Annotated in this window: 18 protein-coding genes and 2 tRNA genes; 4 read left to right on the forward strand and 16 right to left on the reverse strand. The window is 43.3% G+C overall.

Annotation, left to right across the window (positions count from 1 at the left end):
* Nucleotides 1-52: 52 nt before the first annotated feature.
* The 4 genes from K6V30_RS09815 to K6V30_RS09830 are packed head-to-tail and all read right to left on the reverse strand — an operon-like array spanning nucleotide 53 to nucleotide 7,386.
* Nucleotides 53-1,345: a BT_3987 domain-containing protein gene (locus tag K6V30_RS09815; RefSeq protein ID WP_029425346.1), complete on the reverse strand. Its 1,293-nt coding sequence runs from the start codon at nucleotides 1,343-1,345 to the stop codon at nucleotides 53-55.
* A 36-nt stretch (nucleotides 1,346-1,381) separates the two neighbouring features.
* Nucleotides 1,382-3,322 carry a RagB/SusD family nutrient uptake outer membrane protein gene (locus K6V30_RS09820; protein WP_032836781.1) on the reverse strand — a complete coding sequence of 647 codons (1,941 nt, stop codon included), beginning with the start codon at nucleotides 3,320-3,322 and terminating at the stop codon, nucleotides 1,382-1,384.
* A gap of 6 nt (nucleotides 3,323-3,328) precedes the next feature.
* The gene (locus tag K6V30_RS09825) at nucleotides 3,329-6,682 is read right to left on the reverse strand and encodes a TonB-dependent receptor (protein WP_055270306.1); all 3,354 of its coding nucleotides are present in this window, start codon (nucleotides 6,680-6,682) and stop codon (nucleotides 3,329-3,331) included.
* Nucleotides 6,683-6,732: 50 nt separating this feature from the next.
* Nucleotides 6,733-7,386: a FecR family protein gene (locus tag K6V30_RS09830; RefSeq protein ID WP_029425347.1), complete on the reverse strand. Its 654-nt coding sequence runs from the start codon at nucleotides 7,384-7,386 to the stop codon at nucleotides 6,733-6,735.
* Nucleotides 7,387-7,652: 266 nt separating this feature from the next.
* On the opposite strand from K6V30_RS09830, the gene K6V30_RS09835 reads away from it, so the two are divergent.
* The gene (locus tag K6V30_RS09835) at nucleotides 7,653-7,889 is read left to right on the forward strand and encodes a hypothetical protein (RefSeq protein WP_010536854.1); all 237 of its coding nucleotides are present in this window, start codon (nucleotides 7,653-7,655) and stop codon (nucleotides 7,887-7,889) included.
* 127 nt (nucleotides 7,890-8,016) lie between these two features.
* Nucleotides 8,017-8,562 carry an RNA polymerase sigma-70 factor gene (locus K6V30_RS09840; RefSeq protein ID WP_010536855.1) on the forward strand — a complete coding sequence of 182 codons (546 nt, stop codon included), beginning with the start codon at nucleotides 8,017-8,019 and terminating at the stop codon, nucleotides 8,560-8,562.
* Nucleotides 8,563-8,630: 68 nt separating this feature from the next.
* Here K6V30_RS09840 and K6V30_RS09845 read toward each other — a convergent pair whose 3' ends face one another.
* The 6 genes from K6V30_RS09845 to K6V30_RS09870 all read right to left on the reverse strand — a co-directional run bounded on the left by K6V30_RS09845 (nucleotide 8,631) and on the right by K6V30_RS09870 (nucleotide 13,388).
* The gene (locus tag K6V30_RS09845) at nucleotides 8,631-10,478 is read right to left on the reverse strand and encodes a right-handed parallel beta-helix repeat-containing protein (RefSeq protein WP_055270308.1); all 1,848 of its coding nucleotides are present in this window, start codon (nucleotides 10,476-10,478) and stop codon (nucleotides 8,631-8,633) included.
* Nucleotides 10,479-10,509: 31 nt separating this feature from the next.
* Nucleotides 10,510-11,769: a Gfo/Idh/MocA family protein gene (locus K6V30_RS09850; RefSeq protein ID WP_055270310.1), complete on the reverse strand. Its 1,260-nt coding sequence runs from the start codon at nucleotides 11,767-11,769 to the stop codon at nucleotides 10,510-10,512.
* A gap of 62 nt (nucleotides 11,770-11,831) precedes the next feature.
* A tRNA-Gly gene (locus K6V30_RS09855) sits at nucleotides 11,832-11,904 on the reverse strand.
* 8 nt (nucleotides 11,905-11,912) lie between these two features.
* Nucleotides 11,913-11,995: transfer RNA gene (locus K6V30_RS09860), tRNA-Tyr, on the reverse strand.
* Nucleotides 11,996-12,045: 50 nt separating this feature from the next.
* Nucleotides 12,046-12,540 (reverse strand): 6,7-dimethyl-8-ribityllumazine synthase, encoded by a 495-nt coding sequence (gene ribH, locus K6V30_RS09865; protein ID WP_008764452.1) that lies wholly within the window; start codon nucleotides 12,538-12,540, stop codon nucleotides 12,046-12,048.
* A gap of 164 nt (nucleotides 12,541-12,704) precedes the next feature.
* Entirely contained in the window at nucleotides 12,705-13,388 is a 684-nt protein-coding gene (locus K6V30_RS09870; RefSeq protein WP_010536858.1) for a tetratricopeptide repeat protein, read from the reverse strand.
* A 161-nt stretch (nucleotides 13,389-13,549) separates the two neighbouring features.
* Here K6V30_RS09870 and recF point away from each other — a divergent pair, with 161 nt between their 5' ends.
* Both recF and K6V30_RS09880 read left to right on the forward strand, forming a co-directional pair.
* A complete protein-coding gene (gene recF, locus K6V30_RS09875) occupies nucleotides 13,550-14,659 on the forward strand; it encodes a DNA replication/repair protein RecF (RefSeq protein ID WP_055270312.1) in 1,110 nt (369 codons plus the stop codon).
* Nucleotides 14,656-14,943, forward strand: a complete 288-nt coding sequence (locus K6V30_RS09880) for a DciA family protein (protein ID WP_008764453.1) — start codon at nucleotides 14,656-14,658, stop codon at nucleotides 14,941-14,943. Before recF ends, K6V30_RS09880 begins: the two co-directional genes overlap by 4 nt.
* Here the strand turns inward: K6V30_RS09880 and K6V30_RS09885 are convergent.
* From K6V30_RS09885 to K6V30_RS09910, 6 genes are read right to left on the reverse strand one after another with little or no spacing between them, the layout of a single operon-like run.
* On the reverse strand, nucleotides 14,930-15,721 hold the full coding sequence (locus tag K6V30_RS09885; protein WP_055270314.1) for a histidinol-phosphatase: 792 nt from the start codon (nucleotides 15,719-15,721) through the stop codon (nucleotides 14,930-14,932). The two genes, K6V30_RS09880 and K6V30_RS09885, sit on opposite strands and share 14 nt — an antisense overlap.
* Nucleotides 15,666-16,190 (reverse strand): 5-formyltetrahydrofolate cyclo-ligase, encoded by a 525-nt coding sequence (locus tag K6V30_RS09890; RefSeq protein WP_229137523.1) that lies wholly within the window; start codon nucleotides 16,188-16,190, stop codon nucleotides 15,666-15,668. The genes K6V30_RS09885 and K6V30_RS09890 overlap by 56 nt, the downstream gene beginning before the upstream one ends.
* Nucleotides 16,168-17,916 (reverse strand): S41 family peptidase, encoded by a 1,749-nt coding sequence (locus K6V30_RS09895; RefSeq protein ID WP_010536862.1) that lies wholly within the window; start codon nucleotides 17,914-17,916, stop codon nucleotides 16,168-16,170. The genes K6V30_RS09890 and K6V30_RS09895 overlap by 23 nt, the downstream gene beginning before the upstream one ends.
* A 30-nt stretch (nucleotides 17,917-17,946) precedes the next feature.
* The gene (locus tag K6V30_RS09900) at nucleotides 17,947-18,396 is read right to left on the reverse strand and encodes a dCMP deaminase family protein (protein ID WP_010536863.1); all 450 of its coding nucleotides are present in this window, start codon (nucleotides 18,394-18,396) and stop codon (nucleotides 17,947-17,949) included.
* An 18-nt stretch (nucleotides 18,397-18,414) separates the two neighbouring features.
* Entirely contained in the window at nucleotides 18,415-18,915 is a 501-nt protein-coding gene (locus tag K6V30_RS09905; protein WP_010536864.1) for a DUF4847 family protein, read from the reverse strand.
* A 23-nt stretch (nucleotides 18,916-18,938) separates the two neighbouring features.
* Nucleotides 18,939-20,999, reverse strand: coding sequence for a M3 family metallopeptidase (locus K6V30_RS09910; protein WP_055270318.1), 2,061 nt, complete (start codon nucleotides 20,997-20,999; stop codon nucleotides 18,939-18,941).
* Nucleotides 21,000-21,063 lie beyond the last annotated feature (64 nt).

The following is a 21,063-nucleotide window of genomic DNA, read 5'->3' on the forward strand; positions in this document are numbered from 1 at the left end:
TAGGAGGGGGAGGGTGAGTCAGACTCCCGACTCGCCCTCTGTTTCCTTTTTATTATTCAGACAGTATAAACAGACTGAATTCACTCCATACAAAGAAAGAACCACCCGTCCAGTTTTGCTCACATTCAAAGCGTAATGTGCTTGCTGCATTGTCTATTGTGATGTCGGGGGAAACATAAACACCTGCGGCACCGGACGGTAGATTGTCCACATCCCATGCAAAACGCTTGTAGAGTTGCAAATTGTTCTCAGTGGCTCCGGTGTATAAGTTGAACCATGCCAGAGCAGCATTTCCGTTATTGGACCTGTTGGTATAGGTGAAACGGAATGTCTTGGTAGATACGGGTAGTTTTACCTGTACATAATGTTTGTCAGCTACCGATACACTCCATGCACTATGGAAGTAGGTACCTACATCTCCATCCAACAAATTAGCCAATGAACCCTCTGACGGTTCTGTCGCGTTGCTGGAAAGCATGTCTGTCGTCAGATTGTATTTCTCGACGGAGGCAACCAGAATAAATGGGTCCGGATTGAATTCGAAACCGTCTTTTCCATTTATTTCCAGAATCTTGATGCCGACATTACCGGAGGTTTGCGTAAATTTAGGAATATTGACTTGTACGGAAGAAGTATTTCCCGGTTCAAATGAGATGATATCCGATGCTAATGTCGCTCCTTGTAATGTAGTGGTAGCTTCGTCAATTGCCACTTTACAGGTGAAACTCCATTGGTTTTCAACTTGCAGTCCTAAAGAAAGACTGATTGTACCTCCACTTTGTGGCAAGTATTTAGTCACGGTTCCTGAGCTGGATTCGGTGACAGAAAGAGATGGAATAATGACCTCCGGTTTCAGAATTAATGTATTCTTATCAGCCAGAATAGAATCGGATGTACTGGTCAGCATGATTGGAAGAACACATGTTTGTCCTTCTTCAAGAGTCTGCTCAAAACGGTCTATTTCGCTGGTGTTCAACTGCAGATTGATGATTTTGTAGGTTTCCGCAGAAGAATAATCAAGGTCTTCCATATTGAATGAGTAACAGTCAGCAGGCATTGCTACATAGTTCAAACCTCTTTCGGAGATGTACTGTTCGAAATTGGCTGCATCCATTGCACCGATATGAGCAGAAGCTGTCAGTGTGGGGTTGCTTCCGGATTTGATTACCGTGATTGAATAGTTGGTAGCTTCTCCTGTTTTGTAAAGATCTACAGCTTGCTCACCGGTGGTTTGCAATGATAGTATTTTTTCATATTCCTGTGGATACGTATCGTCATAATTGTCGCAGGAAGTATTCATCAGAATCATCCCGCACAAACACAAGGCTATTGATATATGTTTCATATATTCTATGTATTGTTATGAATGAATAAAAAATAATTAATATCCGGGCGCTTGTACCATCTGCGGATTTTTGTATACCTCGTTATAGAATACCGGATTCAGGTACATGCGGTTTTCCCAAACATAGGGTGCATCAACGATGGTCCGCTTGTTAAACTCTTCAAATGTGGGGCTTTGAACTTCTGCATTCAAACCTTCCCGTTTGCCTGCTCCGAAGTATTTTGCTCCTTCTGCCCAACGGCGGACATCGAAGAAGCGATGGCCTTCATTCCATAATTCAACAAAACGCTCGTTGTGTACCCAGTCCTTGATAGTCATATTGCTTGTGACATCAGCTATCGTTAATTTAGGAATACCGGCACGTTCGCGAACAGGATTTAACGCATCAATGGCTTCCTGGGTATTTCCCAATGCTGCCTGGCATTCTGCCACGTTCAGATAGAGTTCAGCCAGACGGAATAAAATAGTAGGTGCACTTGTTCCGCTTGTAGAACCGCCGGCTGTATAGAATTCTGTTACCGGATCAACGAATTTCTGCGTCAGGAATCCTGTGACACTATGGTCTCGGTTGAACAGAGACGGATTATAACCGTGCATTTCTGCATTTCTCATTTCCAGCTTCAGCGGAGAACCTGCGGCAAATTTTGTTCCGTAGTCGCCACCGTCAAAAGCCATCCATGCATAGAAACGGGGCTCACGACCTACATTCAACTTGATAATGTCTTCGCGGGAAGAAAGTCCTGCCGACTCGAACCATTCCGAAGACGGAGTGAAATCGAGATCTTTTTCCGGTAATTTTCCGTTAGCTGTATAGAAATGTTCGATTGTATATAATGTAGGAGACACGCCACTGTAACCTGCATGCCAGGTACCATCAGATTTCTTCAGAATGCGAAGTGGATAACGGGAATAAAAATCAAACTGGTTTGATAATCCCCAGATAATTTCTTTGTTTCCTTCAGATTCGCGTGTACTTACTGCATAGCGCATCTTCATTACGTTTTTCAGAAATTCTTTATTATCATCTACGTCCGCTACTCCGGGAACGAAAGGCAAGCTCAATGATTGTCTTGAATAATATTCATCGTCATCGTACAGTTCACGGTCGCCGGAAGTGGTAGCCAATGTCAGTGCTTCCTGACATGCTGCCAGTGCTCTTTCCCATTTACTTTTATCATAAGTATTGCTAACCAGTGCTTTGCCGTAACCCGGAGTTTCGAAATTCTCATTCTGCCAGTTAGGATAAGGAAAGCTTCCGTTCCATAAAGGAGATGCGGCATAAAGTAGCAAGCGGGCTTTTACGGCTTTCGCTATAGTAGAGGTAGCACGTCCCCATTCATTAGTAACAGTACGGTTGGCTGGAAGCACTTTAGCTGCTTCATCCAGCTGATTCGCAATCCAGTCTACACAATAGTCAAAGTGGAAACGTCCATTGTACTCTGACGTTGGGGTATCCATCGGAATATACGAGTCCGTGATTGGAATGGGGCCATATCTTCTTAAGGTCACAAAGTGATAATAAGCTACCAGAAACTGGCATTCAGCTCTCCATAGTTCTTTTTCGGCATCGGATGCAATGTCGCTTCCTGCATTTTCCAGCTTTTGTAAAAAGAGGTAGCATTGACCTATATATTGATAGGTAGTTGACCATAGCCAGTTTTGGTTAGTAGATGATGCGGTATTGAAAGCATATGCGCCCCAGTAGCCATCTGTGTTCCATGAATACGGAAGTACGTATTCGTCTGTCGTAGAATTTATTTCTCCCAGATAGGCGGAAGGTAAATCTGTACCGACGCCTCCGTAACAGGAATAAAGGAAGCCCAAAGCTCTGGTGGGGCTTGACATAGCATCGTCGATATTGGGTTGTTCAGGTGGAACAACGTCCAGATAATCACAGGAAGTTAAGCTAAATGCAGTTATCATAACTGCTATACTTATATGTTGAAAAATGCGTGTTAGTTTCATATTTTTTATCATAATAAATTAGAACTGAAGTTGAATTCCCACATTGACAGTCTTTTGCATAGGATAACTGTTCCAGGATGAAAGTTCCGGGTCCCAAAGGTCGAACGGGCTGAATGTGAATAGATTGGCTGCACTGACGAAAATGCGTCCGTAAGGTATTTTGTATCCTATCTCTACATTCTTTAGGCGGAGGAAGGAGCCGTTTCTTAGCCAGTAGCTGCTGTTTACCGTATTGTTGGCAACGTCTGTTGCAAGTAGTCCCAAGCGAGGATAGGTTGCATCCCAGTTCTGCTTTTCTTCCGACCAATAATTGTCGGCTATATATTTCAATACATTTCTGTTGCCGACGGTAATTCCTTCTTGGAAAGGATCAATGCCGTTTGTCATGATAGAGCGCAAGGCAGAGCCACTGAAGAAGATACCCAAATCAAACTTTTTGTAGTTGAGTGTTCCGCCAAACCCATATTGCAAGCGGGGAGTACTTCCATATTTGGAGATCATCGTCTGGTCATCCGAGTCAATGATTCCGTCACCGTTGAGGTCACGATATTTAATATCTCCGACTTTAGGTGTAGACCCCAGGTTCTGTGCGGGACTGTTGTCTATTTCTTCCTGCGATTTAAACAAACCTTCTGCGATGTAGCCGGTAATGCGTGAATAAGGCTTTCCGGTTTCTGACTTCCATATAGTCGGATATTCCGGTTCGTCTACATAGACCATTTTGTTTTTGTTGTATGTGAAGTTTGCCTGCAGGCTGACTGACAAATCTTTAGAGAAGTTGTTGGCATAATTAATGCTGAATTCCACTCCCTTATTATCCATTTTTCCAATGTTACTCCAGGGTTTGGCTATATGGTATGCCAAAGACTGCGGCCATGCTTCACGGTTCATAAAGATGTCGTAACGCTTGTCGTAGAAATAGTCGAATGTAAATGTCCAATTGCGGAACAGCGTGAAATCAACACCGATATCGAGCTTCTTTACCTTTTCCCATCCCAGACCGGACATTGCATAATATGCCATCTGAGGACCTCCCAATTGGTAGTCCATATTTTGTCCGGAAGTCCATTTCAGATATGACAGATCGTTATTTGTAATCTTATCTATATACAAGTAATAACTTCCTCCGGCTGTCGCCAGGTCGTCACTACCCACAAGACCGTAAGAACCTCTGATTTTCAGATTGTCCACTACATTTTTCATTGGTTCGAAGAAAGCTTCATTGCTTATCACCCATCCCAGAGATACGGCAGGGAAGAATCCGAAACGGTCTTCTTTGGCCAGACGTTCTGTACCGTTGTAGCCGAAGTTAAATTCAATCAGGTAACGTTGTCCGTAATCATAAGTCAGACGTCCGGAAAGTCCCTGGTTGCGGTTAGGCAATACATCACTTCTGTATTCACGTTGTTTGTAGAGCAACATGGCACCTACATTATGTAACCCGAACTGGCGGGCATAATTTAAATTGAACTGCAATTCGAATGTCTGGTCGGATGACTTTCCAATAGCCGACTGACTGATGTAATCGCTACCATCCGAATTCAGTAATTCCAGTTCATAGTCTGTATTTGCCAGGTCGGTTTCGTCGTAGCTTCCACTTTTTACGCGGTAGTAATAAGGAGCGATGCTGCGGTTAAAAGAAGAACTTGACCACGTTTTGAAATTTACAAAAGCGTTCACTTTAAGTCCTTTAGTGATAAAATCCAGATCCTGGTCTATCTTGATAACTGTGTTAAGTGTATTTTCGTTTGTTTCGGCAAAAGTAGTCATCATTTTTGCATAAGGGTTCGTATATAATGTATTCCCTGAAATGATGTTATTACCGTACATGATACGATCATCCTGACTTGGATAGGTAACAGGAAACTCTATGGGCGTAGTCGTCAGAATCTGTTTGAACAGATCTTCACTTGATACATTCGGGCTTTTCTTCTGGCGAATCTGAGCGTTCATGTTCATTTTGATCGTTGTCGTCGGAGTCAGTTTGTAAGCAATGTTATTCTGGAACGTATAGTTCATTATATTAATATTGTTGTTCCACGAATATGCTTTCTCCGTGTTCAGCAAGCCTGAATCATGGCTGACATCCAAACTCATATAATATTTCACTTTAGAACCACCACCTGAAATGTTGACGTTGGCACGTTGGCGCATACTCATATTTTTGAATAATACGTCTTGCCAGTTTACATCGGGATAAAGATAACGATTCACTCCGGAAGCAGTGCGTTCCATGTCCGTAGCGCTATATTTGGGCGAAGCAGAAGGGTTTCTGGCTAGTGCGGCTTTATTGTACATGTCCATATAAGTCGCTCCGTCCACAAATTCTGGGAACTTATCCAGATAGTTGAAAGAATTTTCTGCTGTAACGTTGATGGATGTTTTACTGTTATATTCTCCACCTTTGGTTGTAACGATCATTACACCGTTCGCACCACGTGAACCATAAATAGCGGTAGCAGATGCATCTTTAAGGATAGAAAAGCTTTCAATGTTCTCTGCCGGTACATAATTTAAGTCACTGGATGATATTTCTACGTCATCCAGAAGAATCAGAGGAGTTGCCCGTCCGCCGAAAGTTCCGATACCACGAATATAAAATTCGGCACCCGAACCAGGTTCTCCGGAATTTGTTTTTGCGATGACACCCGCCAACTTTCCGGCAAATGAGTTGGACAGAGTGGATGAGGGCAGTTTAAGGCTGGCACCTTTGATACTTGTGATGGCTCCCGTCACACTGACTTTCTTTTGAGTACCGGAACCGACTACGACCACTTCATTCAAAGTGTGATCGTCTCCTTCCAGTACAATCTTGATATTTCCGAGATCTTCTACAGGAACTTCGCGGGTTTTGTATCCGATATAAGTAACCACAAGAATCGTCTTGTTGTCAGGTATGGCAAGGCTGAAATTTCCGTCAATGTCCGAGATTGTACCGGTGTTTTTATCGCCTTTAATGGTGATGTTAGCTCCGATGATGGGGCTGTCGTCTACTGCATCTAAAATAGTACCCGTCACAGTACGTTTTTTCTTTTGCTGGGTACTATTCGTTTTTTGTACATTGAGGATAACCTCTTTGTTTTTCACAATGTAGCTAATACCGCTATCTTTGAAAACTTCGTTCAGGATTTCGTCAATGGAACCGTTACAATTAATATCTTTCCGTTGCTTGTTTTCCAAGTCTGCAGCATTGTAGAAAAACGTATAGTCACTGTTTTTTTCTATCAGCTGGATAGCTTGCATAATAGTGATTGATTGCCCCTTAATGGATATGTGTCCCTGGGCTCCAAGAGCTGATAAGGGGTAGAAGAGCAAAGTGAGTGCGATATGCTTTAGATACCGCCTCCAATAACAACTGTGATTTTTTTTCATGATTTAACTTGTTGTGAGGTTAAATATTGGGTTAATTATTAGAAATATGGTTAATTATATATTACTATCTCATTATTCTGATTTTTATATGTAAGGTTGAGGCTGAAACAGAGTTTTTCGATTACATCGTTCAAACTCTCGTCATAGCGGATGCTTCCTGTGAATGAAGATTGTTCGGTAAACTTTCCTACTAAAATAATGTTTGACTGGTATATTTGATTTACAATAGAAATGAGCTGGGGCAATGGGGTATCTTTGAAATTATATCTTCCGTCTTTCCAGTTGATATTCATTATATTTTCGACTTGCGTTTGTGCATTGTTTGGATTGTACATTACCTTTTGTGCCGGAGACATGACAATTTTCTCTCCTGTAGATTCTACATTGAATTCTATTTTACCATGAAACAGTGTGATTTCGTTTCTTTCGGCATTCGTTTGTTGGATCTGGAAACAGGTTCCCTTTACTTCTATAAACGCTTTGTTGATATGCACTTGGAAGAAACTGCCTTCCTGTTTGTATACCTCAAAAAATGAGTTGCCTTCCAGCCAGACTTCTCTTTTCTGATTAAATGCTTTTGCATACTTAATGGAACTTCCCGGTTCCATCCATACTTTTGTGCTATCCGGCAAAATGTACATTTGGTTCTGCTGGGCTATTACCTTTATGAATTCGTCCTCGATATTGTTCCTGACCGAATTCACCCAAAGTCCTCCTATTGTTAGTAAAAGAGCAAGTGAAGCTACGGCAAAGTACCATCTTAGTTCTGATAGAACTAAGATAAAAAAAACAGTTCGTTGGAAAATATTTTCTTTATTTTCTATTTATAATGCTCTTGTTATAAGATGATTATGATATGAATATGCATTTTTCTATTTTTTTTGTGGAAGAGATGTGGGGATAGACCTGACTCAAGTGTATTTATAATATACGAGTAATTATAAATAGAATAATAGTAAAGTGAAATAGCATGGATAAAGATATAAAAATGAATTTGATTAAAGGTTTGCTGTCGGGGCGGCTAACTAAAAAGCAGCGAAGAGGCTATGCTGAGCTGGAATCAGTGGATAAAGAATTGAAAATACAATGGAATGAATCTGGAAATAAAACGATAGATTTAAAAATAAAAGAACAGATATGGGAGAAAGTAAAAGCAAGATGTATAGATAGGAAAAAAGATAAAGTTCTATCAGAACTTGGTATATAAAAATAATAAGGTTCTTTTTAGAGAATCTGTTTAATGGAAAAAAGATAACTTTATTCTGAATAAAAATCAAGAAAAAATGTTGTGACTAATGGTTATTTCCTTATTTTTGTAACACAATTGAAAACAAATGAAGGAGACGATAATTTTAGAAAAGGTAAAAGTAGGGGATGCATCTGCATTCTCTTTGCTGTATGACCTTTATTGGTTGAAGGTCTATAATTTTGCGCGACTTTATATTACTTCGTCTTCCGCGATTTCAGAAGTAGTGCAGGATGTTTTCGTGAAACTCTGGGAGTCAAGAGAATTTTTGGATGTTACAAAAAATTTTGATGGATTTCTTTTTATGATTACCCGCAATATCATATTCAATTATTCGCGCAGGTATTTTAATGAATTGAATTTTAAGATGACGGTTTTAAAAGGAATTGAGAATTCATATGATATAGAAGAGGAACTGGATGCTGCTGATTTGAAGAACTATATTGATAAATTGATTTCGCAGCTTCCGGCCAGGCGGCAGCAGATTTTTAGAATGAGCCGTGAAGAGCATTTGTCTAACCGGGAAATCGCAGAACGTTGTGCGGTCAGTGAAAAAGCGATAGAACGGCAGATAACTTTAGCATTGAAATTTATAAAAGAGAACCTGCCTTTATTCGTTGTATTTATGGGATAATGCTTAAACGTATCCATATTCAGGTATGAATACGAATACGTTTAGCTGCTTGCAGACTTTTGTATATCTTATTTTTTTAGTTTGAAGAAAGGGTTCTTGCTGATTTTTACATCTGAAGGTCTCATCTTTTCAATTTTAACGGTACGTCCTAATACATCTCCTTCGATTTTATTGTTCGAAATAACCACTGATCTGCATGCTTCCAGTGTGATACCCTCCTTGCGATAGTGATAAGGCTGGTAAGTAGTATCGCGTATAAGTATATTGGAAGAGAAAGTGAGTCCGTCTACCGAGCGTGCAAAGAGAATCGGATAGTCAAAAAGATGGAAGGTGTTATCCACAATGCGTATATTACGATGATATGGATATTTTTGCTCGGGTGTCGGTATCTCAGGATCAATGCTAATCACTGCTTCACAGAACTGATAGAGTGAAGAATTGCAAGGATAGCGAAAATCATTGTTGCGTATCAGCACATCTTTGACCGCTCCCGATTCATACCATGCATTTGCATCTCCGGCAATCAGAATGGCAGAACCGCTGGATTCGAATACATTGTTCTCAATGATAACCTTACCAGGCGTAGATACGAGCAAACCACGTGCCCGGCAACTTCCAAAATGACAGTTACGTATTTCCGCATCGGGTGTACAGGTCAGATTCTCTATTACATATCCCGCTTCCACTCCGGCTGGAAGTGGCGCTGATAGCTCGATGATGAATTCAGCTTTATTCAGTGTTTCAAACTTATTCATTTTGCCGGTAGCTACGGTACGCATGGTTTTATGTTCTATAAATCCGATTGTTTCGTCCGGACGGCCCCATTCCATACCTTCGCTCATATCCTGCATAAACTTGCATTTGATACGGGTAGGAGAAAGAACTTCCATAATCCGGGAACATGTTCCGTGAATGTTGATCGGATCATCCATCAATCCGGCCCAGCTACAGTTCTCGATCTTGAGAAGTCCACTGCATCCCATAAAGTGGAAACCATCGTCATGTCCGCTCAATACGCGCTTTTTAGAAGCATTCGGAATGACATGTACATCATTAAATGATATATTCTTACTGTATTGTGATAAGATGCCCAGTCCGCAGGTGTGGAATAACTTCAGATTTTCCAGTTTAGTATCCATGCTGTGATAGATAAAAATACCGGCATGGTCACGGGTGCTATGTCGTAACACAAGGATCGTGCCTGGTACAGGGAAGAATTTTTCTGCTTCTCTTTTAGGATCGGATAAACGCACTAGTCCGGGTTTTACTTCCATGGCATCGTATGAACGCCATCCTAAATTGTCGCCTGTGTTCGGCAGGACAAGATGAGTGTTGGGATCAAACTGCATGATAGCCCAAAGACTGCTTTTCCATCCTTCACCGACAAAAGTCAGGCGTTTGTTTTCTATGATATAAGGATATTGACGGGAGTCAATCTCAATTTCAAGATAATCGGGAGCAGACTGAGTGACAATCCCTTGTGCAGTTAATGGTATTTCCCAGTCAACGGAAAAGTTCTTTAGAGTAATATTCCGGCAGTGATCCAGCGTGAATGGCTGCATCCGACCGTGCATGATGAATTCAGAGCCATTGCCGTCAATCGTCAGATCATTGATTTGTTCCAGTAGCACAGCTAGAATTTTCGGATTAATGTCGTAGGTATTCGTTTCATGATAGTCTTTTTCAATGGCATGCTGTGCCCAGAAGTCATATCTTCCTTTCGGAAAGACGAGGGTGGAGCCGGGATGTTGTCTGCAAGCCTCGATTGCCTTTTGTATAAATGGAACCGAGTTGATGCGGCTGTCGGGTTTCAAGCCAAAATCGGATACGGAAATAATCTTGCTTGCCGAAATACTATTTGTGCAAAGTAAAAGTACAGCCAACAAGCATGTTTTTAGTGATAAAAATGTTCTCATGTGTTTTTATGGTTTTGGGGGTAAATAAATGCTAATGTGTATGTTCTTTCCAGATGCCTCTGGTAAAGTCTGGTATTTCTACAGGTATACTGCCGTTTAATGCCGATTTTTCGCTTAATTCGGTGATGCACGACCATTCGGCTGCATCGTACACATCCATGTCAAGAGGCAATCCGTTGCGCAGGCAGTATATTAGCCGGTAATCCATAACGTAGTTCATTTCGTTGGGTAATCCTTTGCGATGCGCTTCCTCACCGATGGTGGCGCTAAAGGGATGTTTATAGCGGGTCAGTATTTCCTCCAATGCTTCTCCTTCCAGCGGAGCGTCTCCGTGGGAATCCAGTGTGATGCAAGGTACCGGATATTTTTGTGCGAAGCCGAGTGTACCGCATACTGTTTGCAAACGGCTGTAAGGTCGGGGAGTGGATATATTATACTGAAGCATGATCGTTTTTCCTTTGGCTGTATGGATAAGGGTGGTGTTGACATCTCCTAGTTTATATTTCTGCCGGGCTTCCGGTGAATCTTCGCCAAATCTCTTCCGGGCATACTCGCTCATGCCAGCCTGATGGGTAGACATGGATACGAGATATTCCATTCTGTCGCTACGGTGAATATCGAGAATCTGGCAAGCAGGTCCCAGACCATGAGTCGGGTAGGGATTGCCTGTATGCTCGATACTATATCTCTTTCCCCAGTGATTGTGGTAGCCGCCTTCGCTCTCTTCGGCAAAATACATAGAGCGGAGATCGTGAATATATGCACCTTCTACATGCATAATTTCTCCGAGCACACCTTGGCGTGCCATTTCGAGCGTAGTCAGAGCAAAGGGATCATAGCAGCAATTTTCCAGCATGATACAGTGACGTCTTGTCTTTTCTGCGGTATCTACCAGTTGCCAGCATTCAGCTATGTTCATGGCAGCCGGGACTTCTATGGCTACATGTTTGCCGCATTCCATTGCATAAGATGCCATTTGGGCATGAGTGAGCCAGTCTGTACAGATGAATATTAAATCCAGATCACTGCATTCGCACATCTTTCGCCAGCCTTCCGGTCCGGTATATCCTGTGGCTTCGGGTTGCTTTGCTTCTTTTAGTATGAGTTGGGCCTTGTGCAGATTGCCTTCCCTGATTTCACTGAGGGCTTTGACGGTCGTTCCTTCTATTTGCAGATATCGCTGCAGGGTGACTAACCCTCGATTCCCCAATCCTATAATTCCGATGCGGACAATTGGGATAGGGGGGTGTGCCAATTGCAGTACGCGTGACCGCGTTGGAGAATCTTTCATGTTCTTAGAGGTTTAAAGTAATACAAAAAAAGAGAATCTAATTTCTCAGATTCTCTTTGAAGAGCGGAAGACGGGGCTCAAACCCGCGACCCTCAGCTTGGAAGGCTAATGCTCTATCAACTGAGCTACTTCCGCAATTTTTGTGGGCAAAGATGGATTCGAACCACCGAAGTCGAAAGACAGCAGATTTACAGTCTGCCCCATTTGGCCACTCTGGTATTTGCCCTTTTTTGCTTTTGAGAAGGTTTGTTTCTCAATTGCGGTGCAAAGATACGACTATTTATTTAAACTCCAAACAAAATCGATCATTTTTATTGCAGAAATTGCACATTCGTCTCCTTTGTTACCCAGTTTACCACCGGCGCGATCTTCTGCTTGTTCCATCGTATTAGTGGTAATTAATCCGTAAATGACTGGTATGTCGCCAGTTGCGTTTAATTCGGTAATTCCTTGAGTCGCTCCCATACAGACATAATCAAAATGTGGAGTATCTCCTTTAATGACGCAACCAATTGCAATAATTGCATCCACATCGCAATTTTCCATCATTTGATTGGCGCCGAAGGTCAGTTCGAAACTTCCCGGTACAGTTTTTACCAGAATATTTTCATCTTTTACTCCGTGTTTTTTTAATGTATTGACTGCGCCGTTCAGCAAAGCTCCGGTGATATTGAAATTCCATTCGGATACAACGATGCCGAATTTCATGTTTTCAGCGTTTGGAACAGAATTGAAATCGTATTCGGATAAGTTATGGTATGCTGTTGCCATAATTGTAGTAATTAAAGGGGTTATAAATGTAGGATTTATAAAAGGCACGGATTACATGGATTTCACGGTAGCTTCGCATAATTGCATTAGTACGTGACGTACTAAAAACCGTGAAATCCGTGTAATCCGTGCCTAATCTTCTATTATGTATATAATAAGGAATATTACTTCTTCATCAGTTTAGCCTGTTCGATGTATTTGTCGATGTCCATAGCCTGATAAGACTGGAAGTATTTATCCTTGATCTTGGTATAGGCATTAACGGCATCGTCATATTTTCCTTGTTTTACCAGAATTTCTCCGGCTTGCATCAGGAAGATAGGGCTTAATGAGTTGTTGTCAGCTTTGTCTGCTGCAGATATCAGGGTAGAAGCGGCTTTGTCCAGCTGACCCAGTTGTGCGTAGCAGTTACCTGTTGCACCGAGGATTGCAGGAGCTACCATCTGGTCGTTTCCGTTGAAACCATCAAGCATCTTCACAGCTTCGTCATATTTACCTAGTTGTGCGTAGCAAATTCCTGCATAAGCTTTTGCCAGATTAGCAGCCTTAGTGCCGCTATATTCATCAGCTACTTTGAGGAAACCTACATAACCAATACTATCACCGTTCAGTGCTTGTTCATAAGCATCTTGTTCAAAGTATTCCTGTCCTTTGAAAAGAGCAGCCTGTGCCTTTTCTTCACGTGGTTCAGCATAGAGGTTCTTGTACATGATAAAACCTGCTACGATGATAATCACGGCTACAACACCGCCGATGATTGCGTTTTTGTACTTAACAAGAAATGCTTCCGATTGTGTCAGTGCATCTTCTACGTTCAGATGTTCATTCTGATTCTTTTGTTCTGCCATTTTTATATGATTCTTTTTGTTATTATTCATCGTTTGATAATTCGACTCGCAAAAGTAGTTTTTTTATATCTACAAACGAAATTTAGAGGCATCTTTTTTTGTTTTACGCTCGAAAACCTCGAAAAACTTGCTACTTTTGTGAACAAATTAACGCGTATACAATGATACTGAAACGGATATCCATATTAAACTATAAGAATCTGGAGCAAGTGGAGATCGGATTCTCCGCCAAACTGAACTGCTTCTTCGGACAGAACGGAATGGGAAAGACGAATTTGCTGGATGCAGTGTATTTCTTGTCTTTCTGCAAAAGCTCGGGCAATCCGATTGATTCGCAGAACATTCGGCACGAGCAGGATTTCTTTGTCATTCAAGGCTTTTATGAAGCGGAAGATGGTACACCGGAGGAGATTTATTGCGGGATGAAGCGCCGTTCGAAAAAGCAGTTCAAGCGAAATAAGAAAGAATACAGCCGCTTCTCCGATCATATCGGCTTCCTGCCGCTGGTGATGGTTTCGCCTGCCGATTCGGAGCTGATAGCTGGAGGAAGTGACGAACGTCGCCGCTTTATGGATGTTGTGATCTCTCAATATGATAAGGAATACCTGGAAGCATTGATACGCTATAATAAGGCATTGGCACAGCGCAATACCTTATTGAAAAGTGAATCTCCGATAGAGGAAGAGTTGTTTCTGGTCTGGGAGGAGATGATGGCACAGGCGGGCGAAATTGTTTTTCGTAAACGGGAAGCATTCATCGAAGAGTTTATACCTATTTTCCAGTCGTTCTATTCCTTTATTTCCCAAGATAAAGAACAGGTAGGATTATCCTATGATTCGCATGCACGGGATGCTTCTTTGCTGGAAGTGCTGAAGCAAAGCCGTGAGCGGGATAAGATCATGGGATTCTCTTTGCGGGGGATTCATAAAGACGAGCTGAATATGCTGTTGGGCGACTTCCCGATCAAGAAGGAAGGTTCGCAGGGACAGAATAAAACTTATCTGGTGGCATTGAAACTGGCACAATTTGATTTCCTGAAGCGTACGGGAAGAACCATTCCTTTGCTGCTGCTGGATGATATCTTTGATAAGCTGGACGCTTCGCGGGTAGAACAGATTGTCAAGTTGGTAGCCGGTGACAGCTTTGGTCAGATATTTATAACGGACACTAACCGGGAGCATTTGGATCGTATTCTGCAAAAGGTAGGCAGTGATTATAAAATATTCCGCGTAGATCAGGGTGTCATCAATGAAATGGGGGCTGGACAATGAAGCGGAACGATGCCGAACAGATAGGAAAACTAATTCAGCAATACCTGCGTCAGGAGAGTCTGGAGTCTCCTCTGAACGAGCAGCGGTTGCTGGATGCCTGGCCGCAGGTGTTGGGGCCGGCGGCAAGCTATACCAGTAATCTTTATATTCGTAACCAGACGCTGTATGTACATCTCACCTCTGCTGCCCTTCGTCAGGAACTGATGATGGGGCGGGAGTTGTTGGTGCGTACTCTGAATCAGAGGGTAGGGGCTACGGTTATTACAAACATTATTTTTCGTTGAGGAAAGGAATCCTGTCTGTCACTTTCATTCCCAGTTTCCGGAGTGTTTCGTTTGCCCGGTCATAATAGAACGGAGTTTCCAGATATTGGTTGCTATGAGCATCCACTCCGATAATGGCAGTACAGCCTTCGTGTGCCGCTATTTCCCAGAAAGCAGGGTGGGGAATGGTTATCAGCCCATGTTTATCATTGTAATCTTCGTAGCCGATATTATATTCCAGAGGCAGATTCAGGCGGGCAGCTGTCCGGCAGATATGCCTGCTGATCAGTTTGCAATGGCGGTCGAATGAGGGATAGGAGCGCATGAACAGATCGGGGTGTGCCAGATAAGCAAATAGCCCGCTCTCCATTCCTTCAATTGCACTTTCTTCATAAAGTTCGAGCATATCTACCGTATGGGTGTTTCGTCCAAAATAAGGGAACTTCTCATCTGTATGGAAATGGTGGTTTCCGAAGATGATATAATCCAGCTGGTACTCTTTGATGATTCCTTTTAGCCAGGGAATATATTCCGGAAAGTATTCGCATTCCAGTCCGATTTTGATGCTGATCTGGTCTTTGTATTTTTCTTGCAGCCAGCGTAGGCTTTCTACATAGCCCGGTAGCTGTTCGGGAGTCATCCGGATGTCGGACACATAATCGGTGTGGTATTTCCACGGAGTGTGGTCAGAGAAACCAAGTTCCTGATAACCGCCTTTGATGGCGCTTAAAACAAATTCTTCGTCACTCCCTGTCGCATGAAGGCAGCGGGTGGTGTGGGTGTGATAATTCGTCCTCATTACTTGTTATAATTATGTCCATGCAGATATCGAATGTTTCTGCCGGAACTTCTTCTACTACTTGAAATGGAAAGCAGATACCTGCTTTGTAAGCTGTGGGAATACGTGGAAGCAGTCGGTCATAATAGCCTTTTCCTCGTCCCAGCCGGTTTCCTTTCCGATCGAAAGCAACACCGGGAACAGCGATAAAGTTTATGCTGGCATAGTCTGTGAATGTTTCTCCAACGGGCTCTTCAATACCGTAAGTGCCGGTTGCCATATCTTCGGGACCGGTATAGAGGCGTAATTCCAAATCATCGCCGACAACTACCGGGAGCAATATTCGTTTCTCATTGCTCCATTTCCGGATAAATGCATGTGTGTCTACTTCATCTTTGAGCGAATGGTAGAGCAATACAGTAGTTGCCGCCCTGAAAGCCGGATGGGCTTCGAGGGCGGCAAGTATTTTAGCTGATTGCAGCTTCTGCAAAGTCGAAGATTCGTGTTGGATCTTCAGTGATGCCATAAGCTTGCGCAGTTCTTTTTTTCTTTCCATCTTTCTTTTCTTTCGTCACTTCCTCTTCTGTCTCGACAGGGGCTTTCGGGAAAGCTTCACCTTTTTCGAGCAGCTCTATACCTTGCTGTACGGTAGCATCCGATTTATTAAAGTATTTCAGATAAGCTTCCAGTCCCAGCATATTATAGATGATGTTGCCATAGATATTCGCTTCCAGACGTTTGTATGATTTCTGGATCAGAATGTTTCTTCTCTTTACACCTTTGGTATCGGCGAAGCGGATAAACTGCTCTACCAGACCTTGGTGACGGAGGTAGTTCAGTAACTCTTCTTCCGTTTCGTACTGGCTCAGTTTCTTCCGGTTGTTGTCCGTGTACTGGAAAGTAAACTGAAGAGTCAGTCCGCGGTTGATTACGGATGACAGATAAGAAGTGACTCCGGTGGTATCCTGTGGTACAAATACGTCCGGCATGATGCCACCACCGCCATAAACAGTACGTCCCAGGCTGGTGAGATAACGTTCGTTCTCGTTTTGTTTGATGCTGTCGCGTGAGAAGAACTCACCATGTTCGTAGCGGTTGTATAAGTCCAGTTCATAATTCCTGTCTTTACCACTTTCGTAAGGACGTTGGATACAGCGTCCCGAAGGAGTATAGTAGCGGGCGATCGTCAGACGGATTGCAGAGCCGTCGCTGAAGTCGATCGGTTGTTGTACCAATCCCTTTCCGAAAGAACGGCGTCCTACCACTGTACCTCGGTCGTTGTCCTGAATTGCTCCGGTAAAGATTTCGCTGGCGGAAGCAGAGCCTTCGTCAATCAATACGACCAATGGCATTTTCTGGCAGCTACCCGTACCGTTGGCAAATTCTTCCGAACGCGGATATTTACGTCCTTGTGTATATACAATCAGTTTGCCTTCGGGCAGGAATTCATTCACCATGCGGATAGCAGCTTCCATATATCCTCCTGTATTGCCGCGAAGGTCGATAATCAGTCCTTTGCATTTCTTATGGTTGAGTTGAGCCAGAGCATTCAGCAATTCTACATGGCTGGTACGTCCGAACTTGCTGACCTTTACATAACCGATATCATCGTTCAGCATATACGCGGCATCCACAGTGTTCTGAGGAATGTCTCCGCGGGTGATGGTGAAGTCCAGTAATTTAGGTTCTCCAACGCGCTTGACACCCAGTTTGACCTGCGATCCTTTAGGACCCTTCAGCGTGCGCATGGCCAGTTCGTTGTTCAGCTTCTTGCCGACAAACAGACTGTCGTCTACGTTGACAATCCGGTCACCTGCCATGAGTCCCACTTTCTCGGATGGACCTCCCTGAATAACGGCATTCACATGAATCGTATCATTCTGTATTGTAAACTGGATACCGATTCCACTGAAACTGCCTTCCAGTTCCGAATTGACTTCTTCAAGATTCTGTGCGGGAATGTAAGTAGAGTGTGGGTCCAGTTCTGCCAGAATCTGCGGCATAGCTTTTTCCACGAGGTCGGTCATGTTTACAGTGTCTACATATTGATCGTCTACGATTCTCAACAGCGCATTCAGCTTGTTGGAAGAACCGTTGATGATTCCCAGACGGTTGCCGGCGAAGTGCTTGGCATAAAACGTACCGATAAGAATACCGGCTACCACGCTGATAGCTATGATGATAGGTGTAAAACGTGAAGAGTTTCTTGTACTCATGTCTATTCCTTTTTAAAAACGTTCGTCTTATTATTTGTTTGGAGAAGAATCTTCGTTCAGTTCTGTATAGATGACTTCGATTCCTGCCCGTTTCAATAGTTCTATTCCATCTTCCAGGCGGTAATGTTCGGAGTAGACTACTCGTTTGATTCCTGCCTGTATGATTAATTTTGCACATTCGATGCAAGGTGAGGCGGTGACGTACATTGTAGCGCCGTCGCTGCTGTTGTTCGAGCGTGCTATCTTGGTGATAGCGTTTGCTTCCGCATGAAGGACATAGGGCTTTGTCAGGTTGTTCTCATCCTCGCATACGTTTTCGAAGCCCGAAGGAGTACCGTTGTATCCGTCGGAGATGATCATTTTGTCCTTTACAATCAAAGCTCCTACCTTACGACGCTGGCAATAAGAGTTTTCCGCCCATATGCTTGCCATACGTATGTAACGTTTGTCCAGTTCCAATTGTTTCTTTTCCGTGTCCATCTTGTTTCAGTTCTAATCTTAGTTTGGAGCGAATACCAGGCAGAGGTCTTCTTTATCAGTCTGATAATAAAGATACAGGTTCCGGCTGTCCGATCCTTTGTAAGAATTTGCTTTTCTCATTCCTTCCAGGATCTTTTCGGCGATACGGTCTTTGCTGTCGATAGGAGTTCCTTTTTCCACTTTCATTCCAAACTCCTGATTTTTACCGTTCGCACTCCAGGTTCCGTTGGTGTTGATTGCACCGCTGCCTGTGAATGTACCTTGTATTATATCGTCTTCTACACTGCCTGAAAAAACCAGCATGAAAGTTTTCTTTCCGTTTATATATTCCATGACGTTGCTTTCGTCTGCTATATCAGGAAAGTTATACCATCCATGACCGTTTGCTTTGGTGATATAAGTCAGTTTCCATGTCTTACCGGTGAAGATGCCGGCTACATCATCCGTATCATTACATCCGGAAAACATAGGGAGCAATAACAGCAATCCTAATACTTTAAGTATCAATCTCTTCTTCATGTCCAATTCTCTCTTTTTTTATTTTATTTCTTTATGCCGTTTCGGATCAGCAATGCGTCAATGGTAGGCTCCTGTCCGCGGAAACGCTTGTAAAGTACCATTGGATGTTCGGTTCCTCCTTTAGACAGGATGTTGTTGCGGAATGAGTCTGCCACTTCCCGGTTGAAGATACCTTTCTGTTTGAACAGTGAGAAAGCATCCGCATCCAGCACTTCTGCCCATTTGTAACTGTAATATCCGGCGGAATATCCTCCGGCGAAGATATGGGAGAATTGAGTGCTCATACACGCTTCCTGTACTATCGGTAATACCTGTGCCTTTTTCCAGGCTTCCTGTTCGTAGGCTTTTACATCGCCTTCGAAAGGAGTGTTGCGGGTGTACCATGCCATATCGAGCAGGCCGAAGCTTACTTGTCTGAGGCAGGCATAGGCTGCATTGAAGTTCGAAGCATCCACCAGTCTCTGTATCAGTTCGTCCGGAAGCACTTCTCCGGTTTCATAATGACGGGCAAAGGTATTGAGAAATTCTTTCTCGATGGCAAAGTTTTCCATGATTTGCGAAGGAAGTTCTACAAAGTCCCAATATACGTTTGTTCCGCTCAGACTCTGATAGGTTGAGTTGGCGAACATACCATGCAGGCTGTGTCCGAACTCATGCAGGAATGTCTCCACTTCGTTGAACGTCAGCAAAGCGGGTTTGCTTTCAGTCGGCTTGGTGAAGTTCATCACTACGGATATATGAGGCCGGCTGTCTTCGCTGGTTGCGGTATCTGTCCATTGCTCCTTATAACTGGTCATCCAAGCTCCGGCGCGTTTTCCGGGACGGGGATGGAAGTCGGTGTACAATACGGACAGAAACTTACCGTCCTTGTCGAATACTTCGTAGGCTTCAACATCTTTGTGGTAAACCGGTATTTCCGTATTTCTCCGGAATGTGATTCCGTAAAGTTTTTCTGCCAGTCCGAATACTCCTTTCTTTACCTGTTCCAGTTCAAAGTAAGGACGGAGCATTTCTTCGTTGATATTGAATTTCTTGTTTTTCAGTTTGTTGGAATAGTAACTCCAGTCCCAAGGCATGACAACAAAGTCGTTACCTTGCTCCTGACGCGCCAGTTCCTGCACTTCAAGGTATTCTTTCTGTGCGGTGGGAGTGTAGGCTTCCAGTAGCTGGTTGAGCAGTTTGTATACAGCGTCGCTGTTTTCAGCCATTCGCTTTTTGAGGGTATATTCCGCATAATCCTTGTATCCCAGCAGCTGGGCTATTTTCATGCGTGTGTTTACCAGCTTCTTTACGATTTCGATGTTGTTGAATTCGTTATCGTGTGTACATTTGGTATTATATGCCATGTAGAGCTTGCGGCGCAACTCGCGGTTGTCGGCATAAGTCATGAAAGGCACATAGCTTGGAGCGTGCAGGGTGAAAGCCCATCCTTCTTTATCTTCGCTTTTGGCTGTTTCGGCGGCGGCTTCTACTATGATGTCCGGCAGTCCGGCAATGTGGTCTTTATTCGTCAGAAGCATCTGATACCTGTTTGTCTCTTTCAGGTTGTTTTCGCTGAAGTCGAGTGTCAGTTTGCTCAGTTCATTGGTCAGCTGTCGGTATTGTTCGCGTGCTTCCCCTTCGAGGTTGGCACCGTGGCGCACAAAACTGTCGTATATATCGTCCAGCAGACGGGTCTGTTCCTGAGTCAGTTGCAAGGATTCTTTTTGGGCGTACACTTCTTTCACGCGGGCAAACAATTTCTCATTCAGTGTGATATTGTTGCTGTGCTCGCTGAGTAACGGCATGATTTTCTGAGCCAATGCCTGTAGGTCGTCATTGGTTTCAGCACTAAGCATATTGCCGAATACGGCAGTCACTCTGTCCAGCAGCCTTCCCGATTGTTCGTAGGCTTCTATTGTATTTGTAAAAGTCGCTTTCTCCGGATTTTGTATGATAGCATCAAGCTCCGCGTTCTGCTGTTTGATTCCTTCGAGGATGGCAGGCTCATAATGCTCTGTCTTGATCCGGTCAAAGGGTACAGTACCATGCGGTGTCTGATACTGACCGAAGAAAGGATTCTGAGCGTTCAGTATATTGTTCATGGTGTAAACTAGTATCAATGTTATTAATAATCTCTTCATAATTCTCTTCATAGAAGTACAAAAC

Origin of the sequence: Bacteroides faecis (genome assembly GCF_020091505.1) — a bacterium.
Classification (GTDB): domain Bacteria; phylum Bacteroidota; class Bacteroidia; order Bacteroidales; family Bacteroidaceae; genus Bacteroides; species Bacteroides faecis.

What these genes read in the sequence shown, in the direction of transcription:
- K6V30_RS09815 (WP_029425346.1), bottom strand. Translation starts at nt 1,345, where the DNA reads ATGAAACATATATCAATAGCCTTGTGTTTGTGCGGGATGATTCTGATG.
- K6V30_RS09820 (WP_032836781.1), bottom strand. Translation starts at nt 3,322, where the DNA reads ATGATAAAAAATATGAAACTAACACGCATTTTTCAACATATAAGTATA.
- K6V30_RS09825 (WP_055270306.1), bottom strand. Translation starts at nt 6,682, where the DNA reads ATGAAAAAAAATCACAGTTGTTATTGGAGGCGGTATCTAAAGCATATC.
- K6V30_RS09835 (WP_010536854.1), top strand. Translation starts at nt 7,653, where the DNA reads ATGGATAAAGATATAAAAATGAATTTGATTAAAGGTTTGCTGTCGGGG.
- K6V30_RS09840 (WP_010536855.1), top strand. Translation starts at nt 8,017, where the DNA reads ATGAAGGAGACGATAATTTTAGAAAAGGTAAAAGTAGGGGATGCATCT.
- K6V30_RS09845 (WP_055270308.1), bottom strand. Translation starts at nt 10,478, where the DNA reads ATGAGAACATTTTTATCACTAAAAACATGCTTGTTGGCTGTACTTTTA.
- K6V30_RS09850 (WP_055270310.1), bottom strand. Translation starts at nt 11,769, where the DNA reads ATGAAAGATTCTCCAACGCGGTCACGCGTACTGCAATTGGCACACCCC.
- ribH (WP_008764452.1), bottom strand. Translation starts at nt 12,540, where the DNA reads ATGGCAACAGCATACCATAACTTATCCGAATACGATTTCAATTCTGTT.
- K6V30_RS09870 (WP_010536858.1), bottom strand. Translation starts at nt 13,388, where the DNA reads ATGGCAGAACAAAAGAATCAGAATGAACATCTGAACGTAGAAGATGCA.
- recF (WP_055270312.1), top strand. Translation starts at nt 13,550, where the DNA reads ATGATACTGAAACGGATATCCATATTAAACTATAAGAATCTGGAGCAA.
- K6V30_RS09880 (WP_008764453.1), top strand. Translation starts at nt 14,656, where the DNA reads ATGAAGCGGAACGATGCCGAACAGATAGGAAAACTAATTCAGCAATAC.
- K6V30_RS09885 (WP_055270314.1), bottom strand. Translation starts at nt 15,721, where the DNA reads ATGAGGACGAATTATCACACCCACACCACCCGCTGCCTTCATGCGACA.
- K6V30_RS09895 (WP_010536862.1), bottom strand. Translation starts at nt 17,916, where the DNA reads ATGAGTACAAGAAACTCTTCACGTTTTACACCTATCATCATAGCTATC.
- K6V30_RS09900 (WP_010536863.1), bottom strand. Translation starts at nt 18,396, where the DNA reads ATGGACACGGAAAAGAAACAATTGGAACTGGACAAACGTTACATACGT.
- K6V30_RS09905 (WP_010536864.1), bottom strand. Translation starts at nt 18,915, where the DNA reads ATGAAGAAGAGATTGATACTTAAAGTATTAGGATTGCTGTTATTGCTC.
- K6V30_RS09910 (WP_055270318.1), bottom strand. Translation starts at nt 20,999, where the DNA reads ATGAACAATATACTGAACGCTCAGAATCCTTTCTTCGGTCAGTATCAG.